An 18935-nucleotide genomic window follows, 5' to 3' on the forward strand; every position below is an offset into this window, starting at 1 on the left:
GTGTCACTTTCGCTTTGGCAGCAGTGTCTTGCCCGATTGCAGGATGAGTTACCTGCCACAGAATTTAGTATGTGGATACGCCCATTGCAGGCGGAACTGAGTGACAACACCCTGGCGCTGTATGCGCCTAACCGCTTTGTGCTGGATTGGGTTCGCGATAAGTACTTAAACAACATCAATGGTCTGCTGAATGATTTCTGCGGCACGGACGCGCCTTTGCTGCGTTTTGAAGTCGGCAGCAAGCCGATCGCGCAGGTGATCAGCCAGACCGTGACCGCCAGCGTCAGCAGCGCCCCTGCGGCTCCCGCGGCGCGCACGGCCGCGCCTTTGCGCCCGAGCTGGGACAACGCGGCGGCGCAACCCGAGCTCTCTTACCGCTCCAACGTCAACCCCAAACACACCTTCGACAACTTCGTCGAGGGTAAGTCCAACCAATTGGCGCGCGCGGCGGCTCGTCAGGTGGCGGACAACCCGGGCGGCGCCTATAACCCGCTGTTCCTGTATGGCGGCACCGGCCTGGGTAAAACCCACCTGCTGCACGCGGTCGGCAACGGCATCATGGCGCGCAAGGCCAACGCCAAAGTGGTCTACATGCACTCGGAACGCTTCGTGCAGGACATGGTCAAAGCGTTGCAGAACAACGCCATCGAAGAGTTTAAGCGTTACTACCGTTCGGTCGACGCCTTGCTGATCGATGACATCCAATTCTTCGCCAACAAGGAGCGTTCGCAGGAAGAGTTCTTCCATACCTTTAACGCTCTGTTGGAAGGCAATCAGCAGATCATCCTGACCTCGGATCGCTACCCTAAAGAGATCAACGGGGTGGAAGATCGTCTGAAGTCGCGCTTCGGCTGGGGGCTGACGGTGGCGATCGAGCCGCCGGAGCTGGAAACCCGCGTGGCGATCCTGATGAAAAAGGCCGACGAAAACGACATCCGCCTGCCGGGCGAAGTGGCGTTCTTCATCGCCAAGCGCCTGCGTTCCAACGTGCGTGAGCTCGAAGGGGCGCTGAACCGCGTGATCGCCAACGCCAACTTTACCGGCCGGGCCATCACCATCGATTTCGTGCGCGAAGCGCTGCGCGATCTGCTGGCGCTGCAGGAAAAGCTGGTCACCATCGACAATATCCAAAAGACGGTGGCGGAGTATTACAAGATTAAAGTCGCGGATTTGCTGTCCAAGCGGCGTTCGCGATCCGTTGCCCGCCCGCGCCAGATGGCGATGGCGTTGGCGAAGGAACTCACCAACCACAGCCTGCCGGAAATCGGCGATGCGTTTGGTGGCCGCGACCATACCACGGTGTTGCACGCCTGCCGGAAGATCGAGCAGCTGCGTGAGGAAAGTCACGACATCAAAGAAGATTTCTCCAATTTAATCAGAACATTATCTTCATAGCGCTATGAAATTTATCGTTGAACGTGAGCATCTGCTAAAACCGCTGCAACAGGTGAGCAGCCCGCTGGGCGGCCGCCCGACCTTGCCGATCCTGGGCAACCTGCTGCTGCAGGTGACGGAAGGCTCCCTGCTGCTGACCGGCACCGATCTGGAGATGGAGATGGTGGCGCGCGTCGCCCTGTCCCAGCCGCACGAGCCGGGCGCGACCACCGTGCCCGCGCGCAAATTCTTTGATATCTGCCGCGGCCTGCCGGAAGGGGCGGAGATCGCCGTCACGCTGGAAAGCGAGCGCATGCTGGTGCGGTCCGGCCGCAGCCGCTTTTCGCTGTCCACGCTGCCGGCGGCGGACTTCCCGAACCTGGACGACTGGCAGAGCGAGGTGGAGTTCACCTTGCCGCAGGCGACGCTGAAGCGCCTGATCGAAGCCACCCAGTTCTCGATGGCCCATCAGGACGTGCGTTACTACCTGAACGGCATGCTGTTTGAAACCGAAGGCGAAGAGCTGCGCACCGTCGCGACCGACGGCCACCGCTTGGCGGTGTGCTCGATGCCGATCGGCCAACAGCTGCCGTCACATTCGGTGATCGTGCCGCGTAAAGGGGTGATGGAGCTGGTGCGCCTGCTGGACGGCGGCGATTCGCTGCTGCAGCTGCAGATCGGCAGCAACAACATTCGCGCCCACGTCGGCGATTTCATCTTCACTTCCAAGCTGGTTGACGGCCGTTTCCCGGACTATCGCCGCGTCTTGCCGAAGAACCCGGATAAAACGCTGGAAGCCGGCTGCGATCTGCTCAAGCAGGCGTTTGCCCGCGCGGCGATTCTCTCGAACGAGAAATTCCGCGGCGTGCGGCTGTACGTCAGCCAGAACCAGCTGAAGATCACCGCCAACAACCCGGAGCAGGAAGAGGCGGAAGAGATCCTCGACGTCAGCTACGACGGCGCGGAGATGGAGATCGGCTTCAACGTCAGCTACGTGCTGGACGTGTTGAACGCGCTCAAGTGTGAAGACGTGCGCCTGCTGTTGACCGATTCGGTCTCCAGCGTGCAGATCGAAGACGGCGCCAGCCAGGCGGCGGCCTACGTTGTCATGCCAATGCGGTTGTAGTCTCGTTACCTTGAATTACAGCACCGTCATCGGTAAAGAGATTGCATGGCTCTGACGCGTTTATTGATTAAAGATTTCCGCAATATCGAGGCGGCGGATTTGGCGCTGGCGCCGGGATTCAACTTCCTGGTCGGCGCCAACGGCAGCGGCAAGACCAGCGTGCTGGAAGCGGTGTATACGCTCGGGCACGGCCGCGCCTTTCGCAGCCTGCAGGCCGGTCGGGTCATTCGCCACGACCAGCCGGAGTTCGTGCTGCACGGCCGCATCGAAGGCGCGGAGCGCGAGCTGTCGGTAGGATTGAGCAAGAGCCGTCAGGGTGACAGCAAAGTACGTATCGATGGCAGCGATGGCCACAAGGTGGCCGAGCTGGCGCAGCTGCTGCCCATGCAGCTGATCACCCCCGAAGGTTTTACCCTGCTGAACGGCGGGCCGAAATTCCGGCGCGCCTTCCTGGACTGGGGCTGTTTTCATAACGAACCCGGTTTTTTCACCGCCTGGAGCAACCTGAAACGGTTACTGAAGCAGCGCAATGCCGCGCTGCGCCAGGTGAGTCGCTATGCGCAGATCCGCGCCTGGGATCAGGAACTGATCCCGCTCGCGGAGCGCATCAGCGAATGGCGGGCGGAATACAGCGACGCGATCGCCGCGGATATCACCGCGACCTGCGCGCAGTTTCTGCCTGAATTCGCCCTGAGCTTCTCCTTCCAGCGCGGCTGGGACAAAGAGAGCGACTACGGCGAGCTGCTGGAGCGCCAGTTCGAGCGCGACAGGGCGTTGACCTATACCGCGGTGGGGCCGCATAAAGCGGACTTCCGCATTCGTGCCGACGGCACGCCGGTAGAGGATTTGTTATCGCGCGGTCAGCTTAAGCTGCTGATGTGCGCGTTGCGCTTGGCGCAGGGTGAGTTTCTCACCCGGCAGAGCGGGCGGCGTTGCCTGTATCTGATTGATGATTTTGCCTCCGAGCTGGACACCGGCCGTCGCCGGTTGCTGGCCGATCGCCTGAAAGCCACCCAGGCCCAGGTTTTTGTCAGCGCGGTGAGCGCTGAACAAGTGACCGACATGGCCGGTGAAAAGGGCAAGATGTTCCGCGTGGAACAGGGTAAAATAGAGGTTCAACCACAGGACTAAAATGAGCGAGAAACGTTGATGTCGAATTCTTATGACTCCTCAAGTATCAAGGTATTAAAAGGGCTGGATGCGGTGCGCAAGCGCCCGGGCATGTATATCGGCGATACCGATGACGGCACCGGTCTGCACCACATGGTATTCGAGGTTGTGGACAACGCTATCGACGAAGCGCTCGCGGGCCACTGTAGTGACATTCAGGTCACCATCCATGCCGACAACTCGGTATCGGTACAGGATGACGGCCGCGGCATTCCGACCGGCATTCACCCTGAAGAAGGGGTTTCAGCCGCAGAGGTCATCATGACCGTGCTGCACGCCGGCGGTAAATTCGACGACAACTCCTATAAGGTTTCCGGCGGCCTGCACGGCGTGGGCGTCTCGGTGGTTAACGCCCTGTCGGAGAAACTGGAGCTGGTGATCCGCCGCGAAGGCAAAGTGCACGAACAGACTTACAGCCACGGCGAGCCGCAGGCGCCGCTGACCGTGGTGGGCGAAACCGAACAGACGGGCACCATGGTGCGCTTCTGGCCGAGCCACCAGACCTTCACCAATGTGACCGATTTCGAGTACGACATTCTGGCCAAGCGTCTGCGCGAGCTGTCCTTCCTCAACTCCGGCGTGTCTATCCGCCTGAAGGACAAGCGCACCGACCGTGAAGATCACTTCCATTACGAAGGCGGCATCAAGGCGTTTGTCGAGTACCTGAACAAGAACAAAACCCCGATCCACCCGAACGTGTTCTACTTCTCGACCGTGAAAGACGACATCGGCGTGGAAGTGGCGCTGCAGTGGAACGACGGTTTCCAGGAAAACATCTACTGCTTCACCAACAACATTCCGCAGCGCGACGGCGGCACGCACCTGGTCGGTTTCCGTACCGCGATGACCCGTACGCTGAACAGCTACATGGAGAAGGAAGGCTACAGCAAGAAGGCCAAGGTCAGCGCCACCGGCGATGACGCGCGTGAAGGTCTGATCGCCGTGGTGTCGGTGAAGGTGCCGGATCCCAAGTTCTCTTCTCAGACCAAGGACAAGCTGGTCTCTTCCGAGGTGAAAACCGCGGTTGAAACGCTGATGAACGAGAAGCTGGTGGATTACCTGATGGAGAATCCGGGCGACGCGAAAATCGTGGTCGGCAAAATCATCGACGCGGCGCGTGCGCGCGAAGCGGCGCGTAAAGCGCGTGAGATGACCCGCCGCAAAGGCGCGCTGGATCTGGCTGGCCTGCCGGGCAAACTGGCGGACTGCCAGGAACGCGATCCGGCGCTGTCCGAACTGTACCTGGTGGAAGGGGACTCCGCGGGCGGCTCTGCCAAGCAGGGGCGCAACCGCAAGAACCAGGCTATCTTGCCGCTGAAGGGGAAAATCCTCAACGTCGAGAAAGCGCGTTTCGACAAAATGCTCTCCTCGCAGGAAGTCGCGACGCTGATCACCGCGCTGGGTTGTGGCATCGGCCGCGACGAGTACAGCCCGGACAAGCTGCGTTACCACAGCATCATCATCATGACCGATGCCGACGTCGACGGTTCGCACATCCGTACGCTGCTGTTGACCTTCTTCTACCGCCAGATGCCGGAAATCATCGAGCGTGGCCACGTGTTCATCGCACAGCCGCCGCTGTACAAGGTGAAGAAAGGCAAGCAGGAGCAGTACATCAAAGATGACGAGGCGATGGATCAGTACCAGATCGCCATCGCGATGGACGGCGCTACGCTGCATACCAATGCCAGCGCACCGGCGCTGGGCGGCGAGCAGCTGGAAAAACTGGTGGCAGAACACTATGCCGTGCAGAAGCTGATCGGCCGCATGGAGCGCCGCTACCCGCGCGCGCTGCTGAACAACCTGATCTATCAGCCGACGCTGAACGAAGGCGATCTCAGCGATGAGGCCAAGGTGAAAACCTGGATCGCTTCGCTGGTGCAGGCGCTGAACGACAAAGAGCAGCACGGCAGCAGCTATGACTTCGTGCTCTTCGAGAACCGCGAACGCCAGATGTTCGAACCGGCGCTGCGCATCCGCACCCACGGCGTGGATACCGACTATAAGCTGGACTTCGACTTCATCCACGGCGGCGAATACCGCAAGATCTGCCAGCTGGGCGAACAGCTGCGCGGGCTGATCGAAGACGGCGCGTTCATCGAGCGCGGCGAACGTCGTCAGCCGGTGGACAGCTTCGAGCAGGCGCTGGAGTGGCTGGTGAAAGAGTCGCGCCGCGGCCTGTCGGTGCAGCGCTATAAAGGCCTGGGCGAGATGAACCCGGAGCAGCTGTGGGAAACCACCATGGATCCGGAAAGCCGCCGCATGCTGCGCGTGACCGTCAAGGACGCCATCGCTGCCGATCAGCTGTTCACCACGCTGATGGGCGATGCGGTTGAGCCGCGCCGCGCCTTTATCGAAGAAAACGCCCTGAAAGCGGCGAACATCGATATCTGATGCGTTAATGGCTGTGAAAATCCGCGCCGGGCGACCCGCGCGGATTTTTTTACGCCTTTTTTGGCGCTGACAGCCAAGGCTGAAACGCGTTAGCATGGGAAAAAACCACTGGGAGAAGCGTTGAATGGCTATTGAACTGATTGCGATCGACATGGACGGCACGTTGCTGGATCCGCAGCACCAAATCACGCCGGCGGTAAAGCAGGCTATCGCGGCGGCGCGGCGCAAAGGGGTGCACGTGGTGCTGGCCACCGGGCGGCCTTATGTCGGCGTGCAGGACTATCTGCGCCAGTTGGACATTCAGGGCCCCGGCGATTTTTGCATAACTTACAACGGTGCGCTGGTGCTGCGCGCGGCCGACGGCGCCTGTATTCTGCAGGAAACCCTGGGTTTTGAGGACTATCTGCACTTCGAGCAGATGGCGCGCGAGCTCGGCGTTCACTACCAGGCGTTTGACTTTGACACCCTGTATACCCCGAACAAAGACATCGGCAAATACACCATACACGAGGCGGAAATGACCGGTATTCCGTTGAAATACCGCAGCGTGGAGGAGATGGATCGCCAGATGCGTTTCCCGAAAGTGATGATGATCGACGAGCCGGCGCTGCTGGACAACGCGATTGCGCGCATCCCGGCGGAAACGCGCGAGCGTTACACCATTCTGAAAAGCGCGCCTTACTACCTCGAAATCCTGCATAAGAACGTCGATAAGGGCGCCGGGGTGAGAATGCTGGCCGAGCACCTCGGCGTGGCGCGGGAAAACATCATGACGCTGGGGGATCAGGCCAACGATACGGCGATGATCGAGTATGCCGGCGTCGGCGTGGCGATGGGCAACGCCATTCCCGAGCTGAAAGCGGTGGCGCAGTTTGTCACCGGCGCCAATACCGAAGACGGCGTGGCGCGCGCCATCGAGAAGTTCGTGCTCAACGCCTGATCAAGTGGGGCGCTGCGGCGCCCCTTTATATTGCCGCCAACACCCCTTTGGCGATCTGCAGATCCTGAATCGCCAGCCCGGTAAGATCGGCGATGGTGATGTGCTGCGGCTCGCTTCGCAACCGCCCGCCCTGCGCCAAGACGGCGCCCATTTCGACGATTGGCGTTGAAATCAGCCTATTTTGCCGATAAGCCGTCGCGATCTCGCCATAGTCAGCGCACTGCGCCAGCGCATCGACCAGCAGTGCGTCCGCGCGAGCCACCAGATCGGTCGCCAGCTCCTGCTTGCCGGGCGCGTCGGCACCCACGGCGGTGATGTGCGTGCCGGGCCGAATATCCGCCGCCTGTAAAATCGGTTCGCGGCTGGGCGTGGTAGTGACGATCAGCTGACAGTGCGCCGCCAGTTCCGCCGCATCCTGCGTAACCCGCACCTGAAAACCTTCGGCCTCGGCTTCGCGCCGATACGCCGCCAGCGCCTGATCGTTGCGGCCCCACACCCACACTTCGCGGCAATCGGTCACCGGTTTCAGACATTGCAGCTGCAGCCGGGCCTGCAGGCCGGTGCCGACCATGCCGATCGCCTGAATATGCGGCGGCGCGCACAGTTCGGCGGCGATGCGGCCGGCCAGTGCGGTGCGCAGCGCGGTCAGCCAGCCCTCATCCTGCAGCAGCGCCCGAGGTTCGCCGGTCTGGGCGGAGAACGCCACCACCAGCCCCTGATTGCTGGCCAAACCGCGTTCGGCGTTGCGATAGAAACCGGCGGAGACCTTGACCACGAACAGCTCTTCGCCTTCCAGCCAGGCGGATTTGATGCAGCAATCGCCGGCGGCTTGTTCGAACAGGAAGTGCTGCACCGGCGGCTGTTGCACCCGCCGTTGCGAATAGGCGATAAAACCCTGCTTAAGCAGCGGGGTTATAGCCTCGGCGTCGAACGCGGCGAGGATTTGCTGCCGATTAAGGATGTGCATCGGCGATGGCCTTGAGGTACTTCTCCAGCACGATGTTTTTACCACACAGCACCACCGCCACTTTTTTTCCCTGGTATTCCGGCGCCAGCTTGATCGCCGCCGCCAGCGCCACGCCGGCCGCGCCTTCGATAATCCACCGATCGCTGGCGGCGATCCGGCGCATCGCGTGCTTGATCTCCGTCTCGCTGACCAGCACTTTGCGGTCGATCAGCTGTTGGCACAGCGGGAAGGTCACGGCGCCCGGCTCGACGCCGCCGGCGGTGCCGTCGGACAGCGTTTCTTGCTCTTCCACCTGGAAGATGTGGCCCGCTTCCAGCGCGCTGTACATGCTGGTGGCGTTTTCCGGCCAGCAGGCGATAAGCTGCGTGTTCGGCGACAATTGCCGCAGAACGGTGCCGATACCGGCGATATAGCCACCGCCGCCGACTGCCACGAACACGGCGTCCAGACCGGTGAGCTGTTCAACCAGCTCCATGCCGCAGGTGCCCTGGCCGGCGATCACCTGCTCATCGTTATACGGCGAGATATAGGTTTTTCCCTGTTCGCGGGCGGCCTGTTCCCCGGCCAGTTCGGCGTTCAGCGCATCGCCCGGCACCCGTTCCACGGTGCCGCCCAGCGCGCGGATGGTGTCTAGCTTGATGCTCGCCGCCGTCTCTGGCGCATAAACCGTGACGCCAACGCCCATCAGCTGCCCCGCCAAAGCGACCGCCTGGCCGTGGTTGCCGGTAGAGGCGGCGATCACGCCGCGCCGGCGTTGCTCGCTATCCAGTAACCGCAACTTGTTGCTGGCGCCGCGAAATTTAAAGGAGCCGGTGTGCTGCAGATGGTCGCATTTCAGATACAGCTCGCAGCCCAGCTGCTGTGAAAGCAGCACGCTGCGCTCCAATGGCGTGACCCGTACCTGAGGGCGCAGCTGTTGATGGGCAGAAACAATGGCATCGAAGAGGGGGTTCATACCGGCTCCAGAGTTTTTGTACTTAAAAATCCAGTTTGTACTTTTTTGTATTGATTGTAAACCCCGTCGCCCGGCCGCCGGGCAAAAGCGGGCACGGCGTAATGTGATCGCACTGGCGGCGAAAAATAATCATTAACGTATAGTTTAGCGGCACGATTTTTTATTTATTTGCGTTAAGGAAGTCGCAACCGCTCATTATTTTAATAAGGGAACGACAATGAAAAAAATATTACTCGCCTCATTAACCTACGCCGCGCTGACACCGTTTGGTTTCGCCGCCAAAGATGTGACCACCCAACCGGAGGTTTATTTTCTGCAAGAGTCGCAATCGATAGACAGCCTGGCGTTATTGCCGCCGCCGCCCGCCGTTGACAGCATCGATTTTATGAATGACAAGGCGCAATATGATGCCGGGAAATTATTGCGTAATACCGAACGGGGCAAACAGGCTTATCACGACGCACACGTAACGGGGGATGGCGTCGCCGCCGCATTATCCGGCGCTTTCGGTACGGAAATCACCCAGGATAATACGCCGGAGCTGTTCAAGCTGGTGATGAAAATGCGTGAAGACGCCGGCGATCTGGCTACCCGCAGCGCCAAAAATCACTATATGCGCATTCGGCCGTTCGCTTTTTACCATGAGCCCACTTGCCGACCGGATGAAGAGAGCACGCTATCGACGAACGGCTCTTATCCTTCCGGGCACACCGCCATCGGTTGGGCGACCGCGCTGGTGCTGGCGGAGATTAACCCTCCCAGGCAGGGGACGATACTGCAGCGCGGCTATGAGATGGGCCAGAGCCGGGTGATTTGCGGTTATCACTGGCAAAGCGACGTGACCGCCGCGCGCTTGGTCGCCTCGGCCATCGTCGCCCGACTGCACGCGGAGCCCACCTTCGCCGCGCAGTTGCAAAGGGCCAAAACGGAATTCAACGCCCTGAAAAAATAACCTTGCTTCACGCGGCAGCGCGCCATATGAAACGCTGCCGCCGATCCGGTAAGATGGCGACTCAGTGCCGGCATGCGCAGGAGAACCGCCATGAGCCATCGGGAAAAACAGCTGACTTTCGACCCTCGCGGGCATCAGTTAACCAATATCAACGTCTGGACGCCGGACAGCCAATGGCTGGCTTATGACGTGCGCCCGCGCGGCGCCTCTTTCACCGGTCTGAGCATCGAGCGGGTCAACGTCGCCAGCGGCGCGGTGGAGGTGGTTTATCGCGCTCAGCACGGCGCCCACGTCGGCGTGGTCACGGTCAGCCCCGATGCGCCGGCGCGCTATGCCTTTATCCATGGGCCGGAGCACCCGGACAGCGCCTGGCAATATGATTTTCACCACCGCCGCGGGGTGATCGTCAGCGAACCGGATCGCGAGTTGGCCATCACCCTCGACGCGCTGGATATCACCGCCCCCTACACCCCCGGCGCGCTGCGCGGCGGCAGCCATGTGCACGTTTTCAGCCCGGACGGCAGCCGCCTCAGCTTTACCTATAACGATCACGTCATGCACGAGTGCGATCCGGCGCGCGATCTGCGCAACGTCGGGGTGGCCGTGCCGCTGCACGGGGTCAATCCGCCGAAACAGCATCCGCGCGAGTATGACGGCAGCCACTATTGCGTGCTGGTCAGCGAGACCGTGCCGCAGCCGCAGCCGGGCAGCGATCAGATCAATCGTGCTTACGAAGAAGGCTGGATTGGCCGCGAAGGTTACCGTAAGGCCGACGGCAGCCGGCAGCGCTGGGCGCTGGCGTTCATCGGCGATACGCTGTCCGCCGCTGGTGAAAAGCTGCCGGAGGTGTTTATCGTCGATCTGCCGGAGAACGATGCCGATTACGCCAGGGCGGGCGCTCTGCCGCTGCAGGGAACGGAAAGCGAGCTGCCGGCGCCGCCGCAGGGCGTCAGGCAGCGGCGGGTGACCTTTACCGGCGATCGTCGTTTTCCGGGCGTGGCCGGCGCACCGCGCCACTGGCTGCGCAGCTCGCCGGACGGCAGCCAGATCGCGTTTTTGATGAAGGACGACGGCGGCGTGGTGCAGCTGTGGACGGTGTCGCCGAACGGCGGGGAGCCGCGCCAGGTGAGCCACAGCGAGCATGATATCCAGTCTGCCTTCAGCTGGCACCCGCAGGGCGGGGCGATTGCCTTGGTGTGTGACAACAGCGTGATGCTGTGCGAGGTCGCCGGCGGCCGTCTGCAGCGTTTAACGCAGCGTAGCGTGCAGCCACCGTCGGGGGACGCCGTGGTGTTTTCACCGGATGGTAAGAAAGTGGCGTTTATGCGCGAGATAGCGGGGTTCAACCAGATCTTTGTGGTTGAGGTGTAAGGCGGGCCTGGCGGCCCGCTGCGTGTGTGATTAGTGTGTGGCGGCGCTGTCGTTGCCTTCGCCGGGATTGCCGGTTGCCGCCAGATTCTGCTGCTCGCTGCGCAGGATGCGCGCTTTTGGCGAGTCTGCGGTGGCGTCGTTGCCGGAACGCAGATAGTCGTAAGGCAGCAGTACGGTGTCCATCACCGCAGAGAACGGCAGATCCAGCGCCACCAGCGGCATCATCGCCCAGCTGGTGTTGTCGTCCTTCAGCATGTCCACGCTGGCGCGGGTGCCGGGATAGTAACCCTGATTCGGGCCGGTATGGCTCATCACGCTGGAGCAACCGCTGGTCGCCAACAACATGCAGCCCGTCGCTATCGCTTTCATCGTCGTCATTAATCCATCCTGCAGGGTTGCTGTGCCCCTAAAATTAAGCTGAGTTATAACATCCTGTCGCTGCTTTAAAAGAAGCAAAATCCCGCTCTGTGGCGGCTCTCTCACTTTAGTGTAAGTGGTAAAAAAACTTTCGCCTAATCGGTGCGAAGTTTTTTTGATCCTCGCCTGTTGAATTGATGAAATCAACCCCCATTTTATCATCAGAGCCGAATTGAGAATTCGCCGTAAGGGAATTCTGGCTTAATTAGCCTGTCCAGAGTGGAAGGCGTATTTATTTCAACCTCGCTGAAGTGCCTTAGGAGGCTGTTTTATGCGTAATTTTGATCTTTCCCCGCTATACCGTTCCGCCATTGGTTTCGATCGCCTGTTCAACGCGCTGGAAGCCGGCCAGAGTCAGGGCAACGGCGGTTATCCGCCTTATAATGTCGAGCTGGTGGACGAAAATCATTATCGCATCGCCATCGCGGTAGCCGGGTTTGCCGAGCAGGAGCTGGAGATCACCACGCAAGATAATCTGCTGATCGTGCGCGGGGCGCACAATAACGAACCGGCAGAAAAAACCTATTTATACCAGGGCATCGCCGAGCGTAATTTCGAGCGTAAATTCCAGCTGGCCGAACATATTCAAATTAAAGGCGCCAAACTGGAGAATGGCCTGTTGTATATCGACATGCAACGCATCGTGCCGGAAACATTAAAACCGCGCCGCATCGAAATTAAATAAATTTCCGTTTCGCCGGCAGGTACGCTGCCGGAAAATAATACCTAGCCTGCCGTCAGGGGGCTGAATAAACACATCTCGCTTAATGAAAGGAGTTGTTCCTATGCGTAATTACGATTTATCCCCGCTTCTGCGTCAGTGGATTGGTTTTGATAAATTGGCCAGCTCAATGGGCGGCCAGGAACCCCAGGGGTTCCCGCCGTATAACATCGAGAAAAGCGATGACAATCACTACCGCATTTCTCTGGCGCTGGCCGGTTTCCGGCAGAGCGAACTGAATATCGAAGTGGAAGGGCCGCGGCTGACCGTCAGCGGTAAACCCACGCCGCCGGAAAAACAGGTCGAATACCTGCATCAGGGCCTGGTGTGCAAAGAGTTCCAGTTGACCTTCACCCTGGCGGAGCATCTGCAGGTGTCGGAGGCCAAATTTGAAAACGGCCTGCTGCACATCGATCTGGTGCGTCAGGTGCCGGAAGCCTTGCAGCCGCAGCGCATCGCCATCGGGGCGACGCCGGAGCTGGAAGCCAAATAACCGACTGAAAAACGGTCATCATCATGCGGGGGAGATCCAGACGGGTCTCCCCCGCTGCGTTATGTGGCGCATGCCACAGTCCCCCCGTTTGTCCGATGTCATAATCCTTGTTAATTGTGTGTCTTTGGCCGCAAATTCCTTTTCAACTTTGGCAAGGATGTGACCTATGAGCGATATCGCCCTGACCGTCAGCATGTTGGCGCTGGCGGCCGTCATTGGGCTGTGGATGGGGAACTGGAAGCTGTACGGCGTTGGGCTGGGCATCGGCGGCGTGCTGTTCGGCGGCATCCTGGTCGGCCACTTCGCCCAGAGCGGGCAAATCAACCTGAACGGGGACATGCTGCACTTTATTCAGGAGTTTGGCCTGATCCTGTTCGTGTACACCATCGGCATTCAGGTCGGCCCCGGTTTCTTCTCTTCGCTGCGCGTCTCCGGGCTGCGCCTCAACGCCTTCGCGGTGCTGCTGGTGCTGACCGGCGGCGTCGTGGCGGCGGCGGTACACAAGCTGTTCGACGTGCCGCTGCCGATCATCCTCGGCGTGTTCTCCGGCGCGGTCACCAACACCCCGGCGCTGGGCGCCGGTCAGCAAATCCTGACCGATCTCGGTTCCGATCCGGCGTTGGTGGACGGCATGGGGATGGGTTACGCCATGGCCTATCCGTTCGGCATATGCGGCATCCTGCTGGTGATGTGGCTGATTCGGCTGTTTTTCCGCATCAACATCGAGCGCGAGGCGCAGGCGTTTGAAAGCAGCCTGGGCAATCAGCGTGAGCTGCTGCACGCCATCAACGTGGCGGTGCGCAACCCCAATCTGCAGGGCATGGCGATCAAGCAGGTGCCGCTGCTCAACGGTGAAGCGATCGTCTGTTCGCGCCTCAAACGCGGGGAGCTGCTGATGGTGCCGGCGCCGCACGAGCGGCTGGAGCTGGGCGACTACCTGCATCTGGTGGGCAAACGCGAAGATCTGGAGAACGCCCGGCTGGTGATCGGCGAAGAGGTGGACGCCTCGCTGTCCACGCGCGGCACCGCGCTGCAGGTGGTGAGGGCGGTGGTGACCAACGAGCAGGTGCTGGGCAAGAAAATCCGCGATCTGAACCTGAAGCAGAAGTATGACGTGGTGATTTCACGCCTCAACCGCGCCGGCGTGGAGCTGGTGGCCGGCAGCAACGTGACGCTGCAGTTCGGCGACATTCTGAACCTGGTCGGCCGGCCGGAGGCCATCGACGCGGTGACGGCAATCGTCGGCAACGCCCAACAAAAACTGCAGCAGGTGCAGATGCTGCCGGTGTTTATCGGCATCGGCCTTGGGGTGCTGCTCGGCTCCATTCCGCTGTTCGTGCCCGGCTTCCCGGCGGCATTGCGGCTGGGGCTGGCCGGCGGGCCGCTGGTGGCGGCGCTGATCCTGGGGCGCATCGGCAGCATCGGCAAGCTGTACTGGTTTATGCCGCCGAGCGCCAACCTGGCGCTGCGCGAACTGGGTATCGTGCTGTTTCTGGCGGTGGTCGGATTGAAGTCGGGTGGCAACTTCATCGATACCTTGCTGCACGGCGAGGGGCTGACGTGGGTCGGGTACGGCGCGTTGATCACCGCCATTCCGCTGCTGAGCGTCGGTATTCTGGCGCGCACGGTGGGCAAGATGAACTACCTGACGCTGTCCGGCATGCTGGCGGGATCGATGACCGATCCGCCGGCGCTGGCCTTCGCCAACGGTCTGCATCCTACCAGCGGCGCCGCCGCGCTGTCTTACGCCACCGTGTATCCGCTGGCGATGTTCCTGCGCATCATGTCGCCGCAGCTGCTGGCGGTGCTGTTCTGGACGCTGTAACGCTGCCCGACTACAGCCGGTAAGGCATTAACACGCCGTTGTCAGTGCCAAAATCTTTGGGGTTGCGGGAGATGAGCGTTCGGAACCCCACCTGCGCGGTGGCCCAGACAATGGCGTCCGGCAGCTTCACATGCTGTGAGTGGCGCAGTTCTACGGCGCGTTCGGCAACTTCATCGGTAATAGGCAGCAGCAGGAATTGCCCTAAAAACTGGCGCGTTTTCAGCTCCAGCGCCGGCCCCTGTTTTTTGGCACCCACCATCACTTCCATCCAGGTGATGGCGCTAATAGCCGGGTTGATGTGGTATTCGGTCAGAACGTCTTTGGCTTGAGGAATGCCGTTGAGATAATCGATCAGGATATTGGTGTCGAATAACGCCCGTTGAGCCACCATTATTCCCACTCCTCGCGCTGACGATTTTCGTAGTCTACGCCATCGCCCATCGCCCCGGACCAGAGCCCGAAAGCATTGCTGGGATCTTCAACGTGGTTCTCCGTCAGATAACGGGAGACGGCCTGACGGATGATTTCGGCCCGGGGAACGTGGCGGATATTTTTCAGATTGTCGAGCTGCCGCAGGTCTTCTTCAGGTAAATCGATCACGATGCGAGTCATCGCTAGCCCTCCAAAAAAAAGATATACGATATATGCATCGTATATCTTTATCGGTCGATTTTCAATCAGCTGGCGTTATCCTTCCTGATGCGCGCGTTCGATCTCTTCCGCCAGGATCGCCACGCCGCGCTCGATTTTCTCCGGGTCGGGCACGTAGTTCATGCGCATGCACTGGTGGGTGTGCGGCCATTCGTGCTCCAGCCCCGGGAAGAAGTAGTGGCCCGGTACCATCAGCACGCCGCGCTTTTTCAGGCGCTGATACAGCACTTCGGTGGTGATCGGCAGATCCTTGAACCACAGCCAGAGGAAGATAGCCCCTTCCGGTTTGTGGATCAGGCAGCGCTCCGGCGACAGGTAACGGCGGATAATCTCGATGGTGTGCTCGACGCGCTGTTTGTAGAACGGGCGAATCACCTCGTTCGACAGGCGTAGCAGATCGCCGCGCGCAATCATTTCCGTCGCCATCGCCGGCCCCATGCTGCCCGGCGACAGGCTGATGATGCCGTTCATGTTGGTCAGCGCGGTGATCACCTTCTCGTCGGCGATCACGATGCCGCAGCGCGAGCCCGGCAGGCCGAGCTTGGACAGGCTCATGCACAGGATGGTGTTCGGGTTCCACAGCGGCGTGGCGTCGCTGAAGATGATGCCGGGGAACGGCACGCCGTAGGCGTTGTCGATCACCAGCGGAATGTCGCGCTGCTGCGCCAGCAGGTCGAGCTTCATCAGCTCTTCGTCGGTGATCACGTTGCCGGTCGGGTTGGTTGGCCGTGAAACGCAGATCATGCCGATGTCGTCGCCGATGGTGAGGTGTTCGAAATCAACGTGATACTTGAACTGGCCGTCCGGCAGCAGCTCGATGTTCGGTTTGGCGGAGACGAACAGCCCTTCGTCCAGCCCGGCGTCGGCATAGCCGATGTATTCCGGCGCCAGCGGGAACAGCACGCGGCGGCGCGAACCGTCGGCGTAGCGGCCGGCGAACAGGTTGAACAAGTAGAAAAACGCGCTTTGGCTGCCGTTCGTCAGTGCAATATTCTGTGGCGAAATCTCCCAGCCGAGCTCGTCGCGCAGCAGATTGGCCAGCGCTTTCAGCAGCGCGTCCTTGCCTTGCGGGCCGTCGTAGTTGCACAGCGCTTCGGTCAGTTTGCCCTGGTCGAGCATCTCCTGGCACAGCTGTTTGAAGTAGGCTTCCATCTCTGGGATCTGCGCCGGGTTGCCGCCGCCGAGCATGATGGCACCGGGGGTGCGCAGGCCTTCGTTCAGGTCGTCCATCAAACGGGTAATGCCCGCATAACGGGTAAATTTTTCGCCGAAAAGTGAGAAAGTCATAGGTGCAGCAGTACTGTTTCTTAGCAGGTAATCCCCCACCATACCGCCAGACAAACCCCGCTGCAATGCGGCCGACAAATCGGCCAATGGGCACAAACTTCGCTCATTGGCCGATTGGTAGCATATTACGCTGGATTATTGTGACCGTTCGCCGGCCCACACCACCATCACCTTATCGTCGCCGAGCCGGCGGCTGAAGGCATAATAGGCGGCGTGCGGTTGCGGGGTTTGCACGCCGGCGCCGATCGCCGGATGGCGAGCGCGGAACTGCCCCAACCGTTGCCAGTGGGCCAGCAGCGGGGCTTTTTCCCCCGGCAGCTCACGCCAGTTCATGTCGGAGCGGGTGCCCTGCAGCGGATCGGAACCGGTGGGGCCGAGCGGGCGGCCGCTTTCATCGCCGTAGTAAATCTGCACCGCGCCCGGCGCCAGCAACAGCAGGTTCGCCGCCCGCTGTTGCAGCGGCAGCGAGCCTTTGGCGTCGCTGGCGAAGAACAGCCGGGTGTCGTGTGAAGAGAGGTAGCTCAGCACGTTGAAATCCTGCAGCCGCTCGGCCATCTGCCGGTAGGTGGCGTCGATGTCGGCAAAGCAGCCCAATGCCTGCGCCGCCTGGTCCTGGAAGTCGAAGTTGATCATCGCGTCGAAGCCGTTTTGGTAATAGTCGCTTTTCATCACCCCGTGGCCCCAGGCCTCGCCGGTCATCCAAAACGGCGCGTCATCCAGCGCCTGCTGCGGATGATCCGCTTTCCACGCCGCCAATGCCGCCGTGGCGCGCTGCTTCAACAGCGCCAGCGTCGGTTTTTCCACGTGCTTGGCGGTATCGACGCGAAAACCGTCGATGCCGTAATCGCGCACCCACTGGCTGAGCCAGACGGTCAGGTAATCGCGGGTGGTGGCGCCGGGAATGTCGCGCGCGGCGGTGTCGGGTTTGTGGCGATAGAACAGCGGCAGGCCGCTGGCGCCGGGCGCTTCGGTTTTGATGTCCGGCAGGAAGGCCAGCGACATCGTCAGATCGTCATAGCCCGGTGAGTCATAGTCGCCGATGTCGGTGCGGATCCAGTTTTTCCCCCACCATTGGCGCCAGCCCGCCTTGTCGCTGAAGTTGATGTAGTCGTTGAAACTGTGCCAGTTTTGCCCTGGCCCGGGGCGCCAGTCGCCCCAGTTTTTCCCCAGGGTTTTCTCCACCTCCGCGCCTTGCAGATACAGCGAGCCGAAGTGAAACGTCTGCATATCTGCCAGCGTGGCGTAACCGACATGGTTCACCACCACGTCGAACAGAATGCGAATGCCGCGCCGATGCGCTTGCTCGACCAGCGTGCGCAGCTCCTGTTCGGTGCCCATGTTGGCGTCGAGGCGAGTCCAGTCGAGCGCGTAATAGCCGTGATAGGCGTAATGCGGGAAATCGCCTTTGGTGCCGCCGCCGACCCAGCCGTGGATCTGCTCCAGCGGCGAGCTGATCCACAAGGCGTTGACGCCGAGCTGCTGCAGATAATCCAGTTTTTGCGTCAGGCCGGCCAGATCGCCGCCGTGAAAGGTGCCTATTTCCTGCAGGCCGTCGCTGCGGCGCCCGTAGCTGTGGTCATTGGCCGGATTGCCGTTCTCAAAGCGATCGGTCAGCACGAAGTAGACCGTGGCGTTATGCCAGCTGAACGCCGCCGGTTTCGCCGTGGTGGCGGACTCCAGCAGCAACAGGCCGCCGCTGGCGGCGGCGGGCTGCAGCGTGATTTTTCCCTGGTTCACCTGCGCCGTTTGGCCGGAATAGAAATCGCGCAGCGTTTCGCCTTCGGCGAAGGTGGAGGCGACGTCGACCGTGACCGGTTTGCCGTCCCAGCGCGGGCAGCTGCGGGCAACAACGGCGGCGCTTTCCGGCGCACTGCGCAGGCTGAGCTGCAGCGTCGGCGTGCCGCTGCGGGTGTCGATGCGCACCTGATAGTCGCCGGCGCGGAACTGTCGCCAGCTGGCCGGCGGATGGGCGCCGCAGGGCTGCAGCGACAGCGTCTGGTTAAGCTTCACCGCCTCGGCCGGCTGCCAACAGTGGTTATCCTGATACAGGCGCAGCGGCAGCTGGCCTTTGGGCAGCGCGGCCTGGCTGGTAAACAGCCCGGCGGCAGTTTCGTCGAAGGCCGGGAAACCCGGCAGCGTCCAGCCGGCCAGCGCCGAAGGCGACAGCAGCATCAACAAGGGCAGGGGTAACAGTTTCATGGCTCTCCTTACGCGCGGCAGGAAGCGTTTTTCTCGCAGGGTAGCGCCCAGTGTGGCAAACGGCGGAAAAATAGCCTCCTCCCTGCGAGGGTT

Annotated in this window: 17 protein-coding genes; 10 read left to right on the forward strand and 7 right to left on the reverse strand. The window is 60.9% G+C overall.

Going from position 1 to position 18935, the window contains the following annotated elements:
• The 5 genes from dnaA (at position 1) to yidA (ending at position 7004) form a co-directional block, all read left to right on the forward strand.
• Positions 1-1395 (forward strand): chromosomal replication initiator protein DnaA, encoded by a 1395-nt coding sequence (dnaA, locus tag SSARUM2_RS00005; RefSeq protein ID WP_049235245.1) that lies wholly within the window; start codon positions 1-3, stop codon positions 1393-1395.
• A 4-nt stretch (positions 1396-1399) separates the two neighbouring features.
• Complete coding sequence (gene dnaN / locus SSARUM2_RS00010) at positions 1400-2500, forward strand: DNA polymerase III subunit beta (protein ID WP_004933892.1); 1101 nt, start codon at positions 1400-1402, stop codon at positions 2498-2500.
• 45 nt (positions 2501-2545) lie between these two features.
• A complete protein-coding gene (gene recF / locus SSARUM2_RS00015) occupies positions 2546-3631 on the forward strand; it encodes a DNA replication/repair protein RecF (RefSeq protein ID WP_004933895.1) in 1086 nt (361 codons plus the stop codon).
• Positions 3632-3649: 18 nt separating this feature from the next.
• Positions 3650-6064, forward strand: a complete 2415-nt coding sequence (gyrB, locus tag SSARUM2_RS00020; RefSeq protein ID WP_049197089.1) for a DNA topoisomerase (ATP-hydrolyzing) subunit B — start codon at positions 3650-3652, stop codon at positions 6062-6064.
• A gap of 124 nt (positions 6065-6188) precedes the next feature.
• Positions 6189-7004, forward strand: coding sequence for a sugar-phosphatase (yidA, locus tag SSARUM2_RS00025; protein WP_033649554.1), 816 nt, complete (start codon positions 6189-6191; stop codon positions 7002-7004).
• A 25-nt stretch (positions 7005-7029) separates the two neighbouring features.
• Here the strand turns inward: yidA and SSARUM2_RS00030 are convergent, their stop codons facing one another.
• Both SSARUM2_RS00030 and SSARUM2_RS00035 read right to left on the reverse strand, forming a co-directional pair.
• Complete coding sequence (locus tag SSARUM2_RS00030; RefSeq protein WP_049197087.1) at positions 7030-7971, reverse strand: ornithine cyclodeaminase family protein; 942 nt, start codon at positions 7969-7971, stop codon at positions 7030-7032.
• On the reverse strand, positions 7958-8926 hold the full coding sequence (locus SSARUM2_RS00035) for a threonine/serine dehydratase (RefSeq protein WP_049197085.1): 969 nt from the start codon (positions 8924-8926) through the stop codon (positions 7958-7960). The genes SSARUM2_RS00030 and SSARUM2_RS00035 overlap by 14 nt, the downstream gene beginning before the upstream one ends.
• A 217-nt stretch (positions 8927-9143) precedes the next feature.
• On the opposite strand from SSARUM2_RS00035, the gene SSARUM2_RS00040 reads away from it, so the two are divergent.
• Together SSARUM2_RS00040 and SSARUM2_RS00045 are read left to right on the forward strand one after the other, a co-directional pair.
• Positions 9144-9878, forward strand: coding sequence for a phosphatase PAP2 family protein (locus SSARUM2_RS00040; RefSeq protein ID WP_033636536.1), 735 nt, complete (start codon positions 9144-9146; stop codon positions 9876-9878).
• A gap of 90 nt (positions 9879-9968) precedes the next feature.
• Complete coding sequence (locus tag SSARUM2_RS00045; RefSeq protein WP_047569945.1) at positions 9969-11249, forward strand: DUF3748 domain-containing protein; 1281 nt, start codon at positions 9969-9971, stop codon at positions 11247-11249.
• Between the two features lie 30 nt (positions 11250-11279).
• Here SSARUM2_RS00045 and SSARUM2_RS00050 read toward each other — a convergent pair whose 3' ends face one another.
• On the reverse strand, positions 11280-11627 hold the full coding sequence (locus SSARUM2_RS00050; RefSeq protein ID WP_033636538.1) for a YceK/YidQ family lipoprotein: 348 nt from the start codon (positions 11625-11627) through the stop codon (positions 11280-11282).
• A gap of 310 nt (positions 11628-11937) precedes the next feature.
• On the opposite strand from SSARUM2_RS00050, the gene ibpA reads away from it, so the two are divergent.
• From ibpA to SSARUM2_RS00065, 3 genes are all read left to right on the forward strand, one after another.
• Entirely contained in the window at positions 11938-12351 is a 414-nt protein-coding gene (gene ibpA / locus SSARUM2_RS00055) for a small heat shock chaperone IbpA (protein ID WP_004933919.1), read from the forward strand.
• A gap of 100 nt (positions 12352-12451) precedes the next feature.
• A complete protein-coding gene (gene ibpB / locus SSARUM2_RS00060; protein WP_004933922.1) occupies positions 12452-12880 on the forward strand; it encodes a small heat shock chaperone IbpB in 429 nt (142 codons plus the stop codon).
• 166 nt (positions 12881-13046) lie between these two features.
• Positions 13047-14705, forward strand: a complete 1659-nt coding sequence (locus tag SSARUM2_RS00065; protein WP_033649549.1) for a putative transporter — start codon at positions 13047-13049, stop codon at positions 14703-14705.
• A gap of 10 nt (positions 14706-14715) precedes the next feature.
• Here SSARUM2_RS00065 and SSARUM2_RS00070 read toward each other — a convergent pair whose 3' ends face one another.
• From SSARUM2_RS00070 to SSARUM2_RS00085, 4 genes are all read right to left on the reverse strand, one after another.
• Positions 14716-15096, reverse strand: a complete 381-nt coding sequence (locus SSARUM2_RS00070) for a type II toxin-antitoxin system VapC family toxin (RefSeq protein WP_033649548.1) — start codon at positions 15094-15096, stop codon at positions 14716-14718.
• Positions 15096-15317 carry a ribbon-helix-helix domain-containing protein gene (locus SSARUM2_RS00075; RefSeq protein ID WP_004933932.1) on the reverse strand — a complete coding sequence of 74 codons (222 nt, stop codon included), beginning with the start codon at positions 15315-15317 and terminating at the stop codon, positions 15096-15098. The genes SSARUM2_RS00070 and SSARUM2_RS00075 overlap by 1 nt, the downstream gene beginning before the upstream one ends.
• 75 nt (positions 15318-15392) lie before the next feature.
• Positions 15393-16643, reverse strand: coding sequence for a valine--pyruvate transaminase (locus SSARUM2_RS00080; RefSeq protein ID WP_033645138.1), 1251 nt, complete (start codon positions 16641-16643; stop codon positions 15393-15395).
• A 135-nt stretch (positions 16644-16778) separates the two neighbouring features.
• Entirely contained in the window at positions 16779-18842 is a 2064-nt protein-coding gene (locus SSARUM2_RS00085) for an alpha-amylase (RefSeq protein WP_060439328.1), read from the reverse strand.
• Positions 18843-18935 lie beyond the last annotated feature (93 nt).

This window comes from Serratia sp. K-E0102 (genome assembly GCF_029962625.1).
Lineage (GTDB): Bacteria > Pseudomonadota > Gammaproteobacteria > Enterobacterales > Enterobacteriaceae > Serratia > Serratia sarumanii.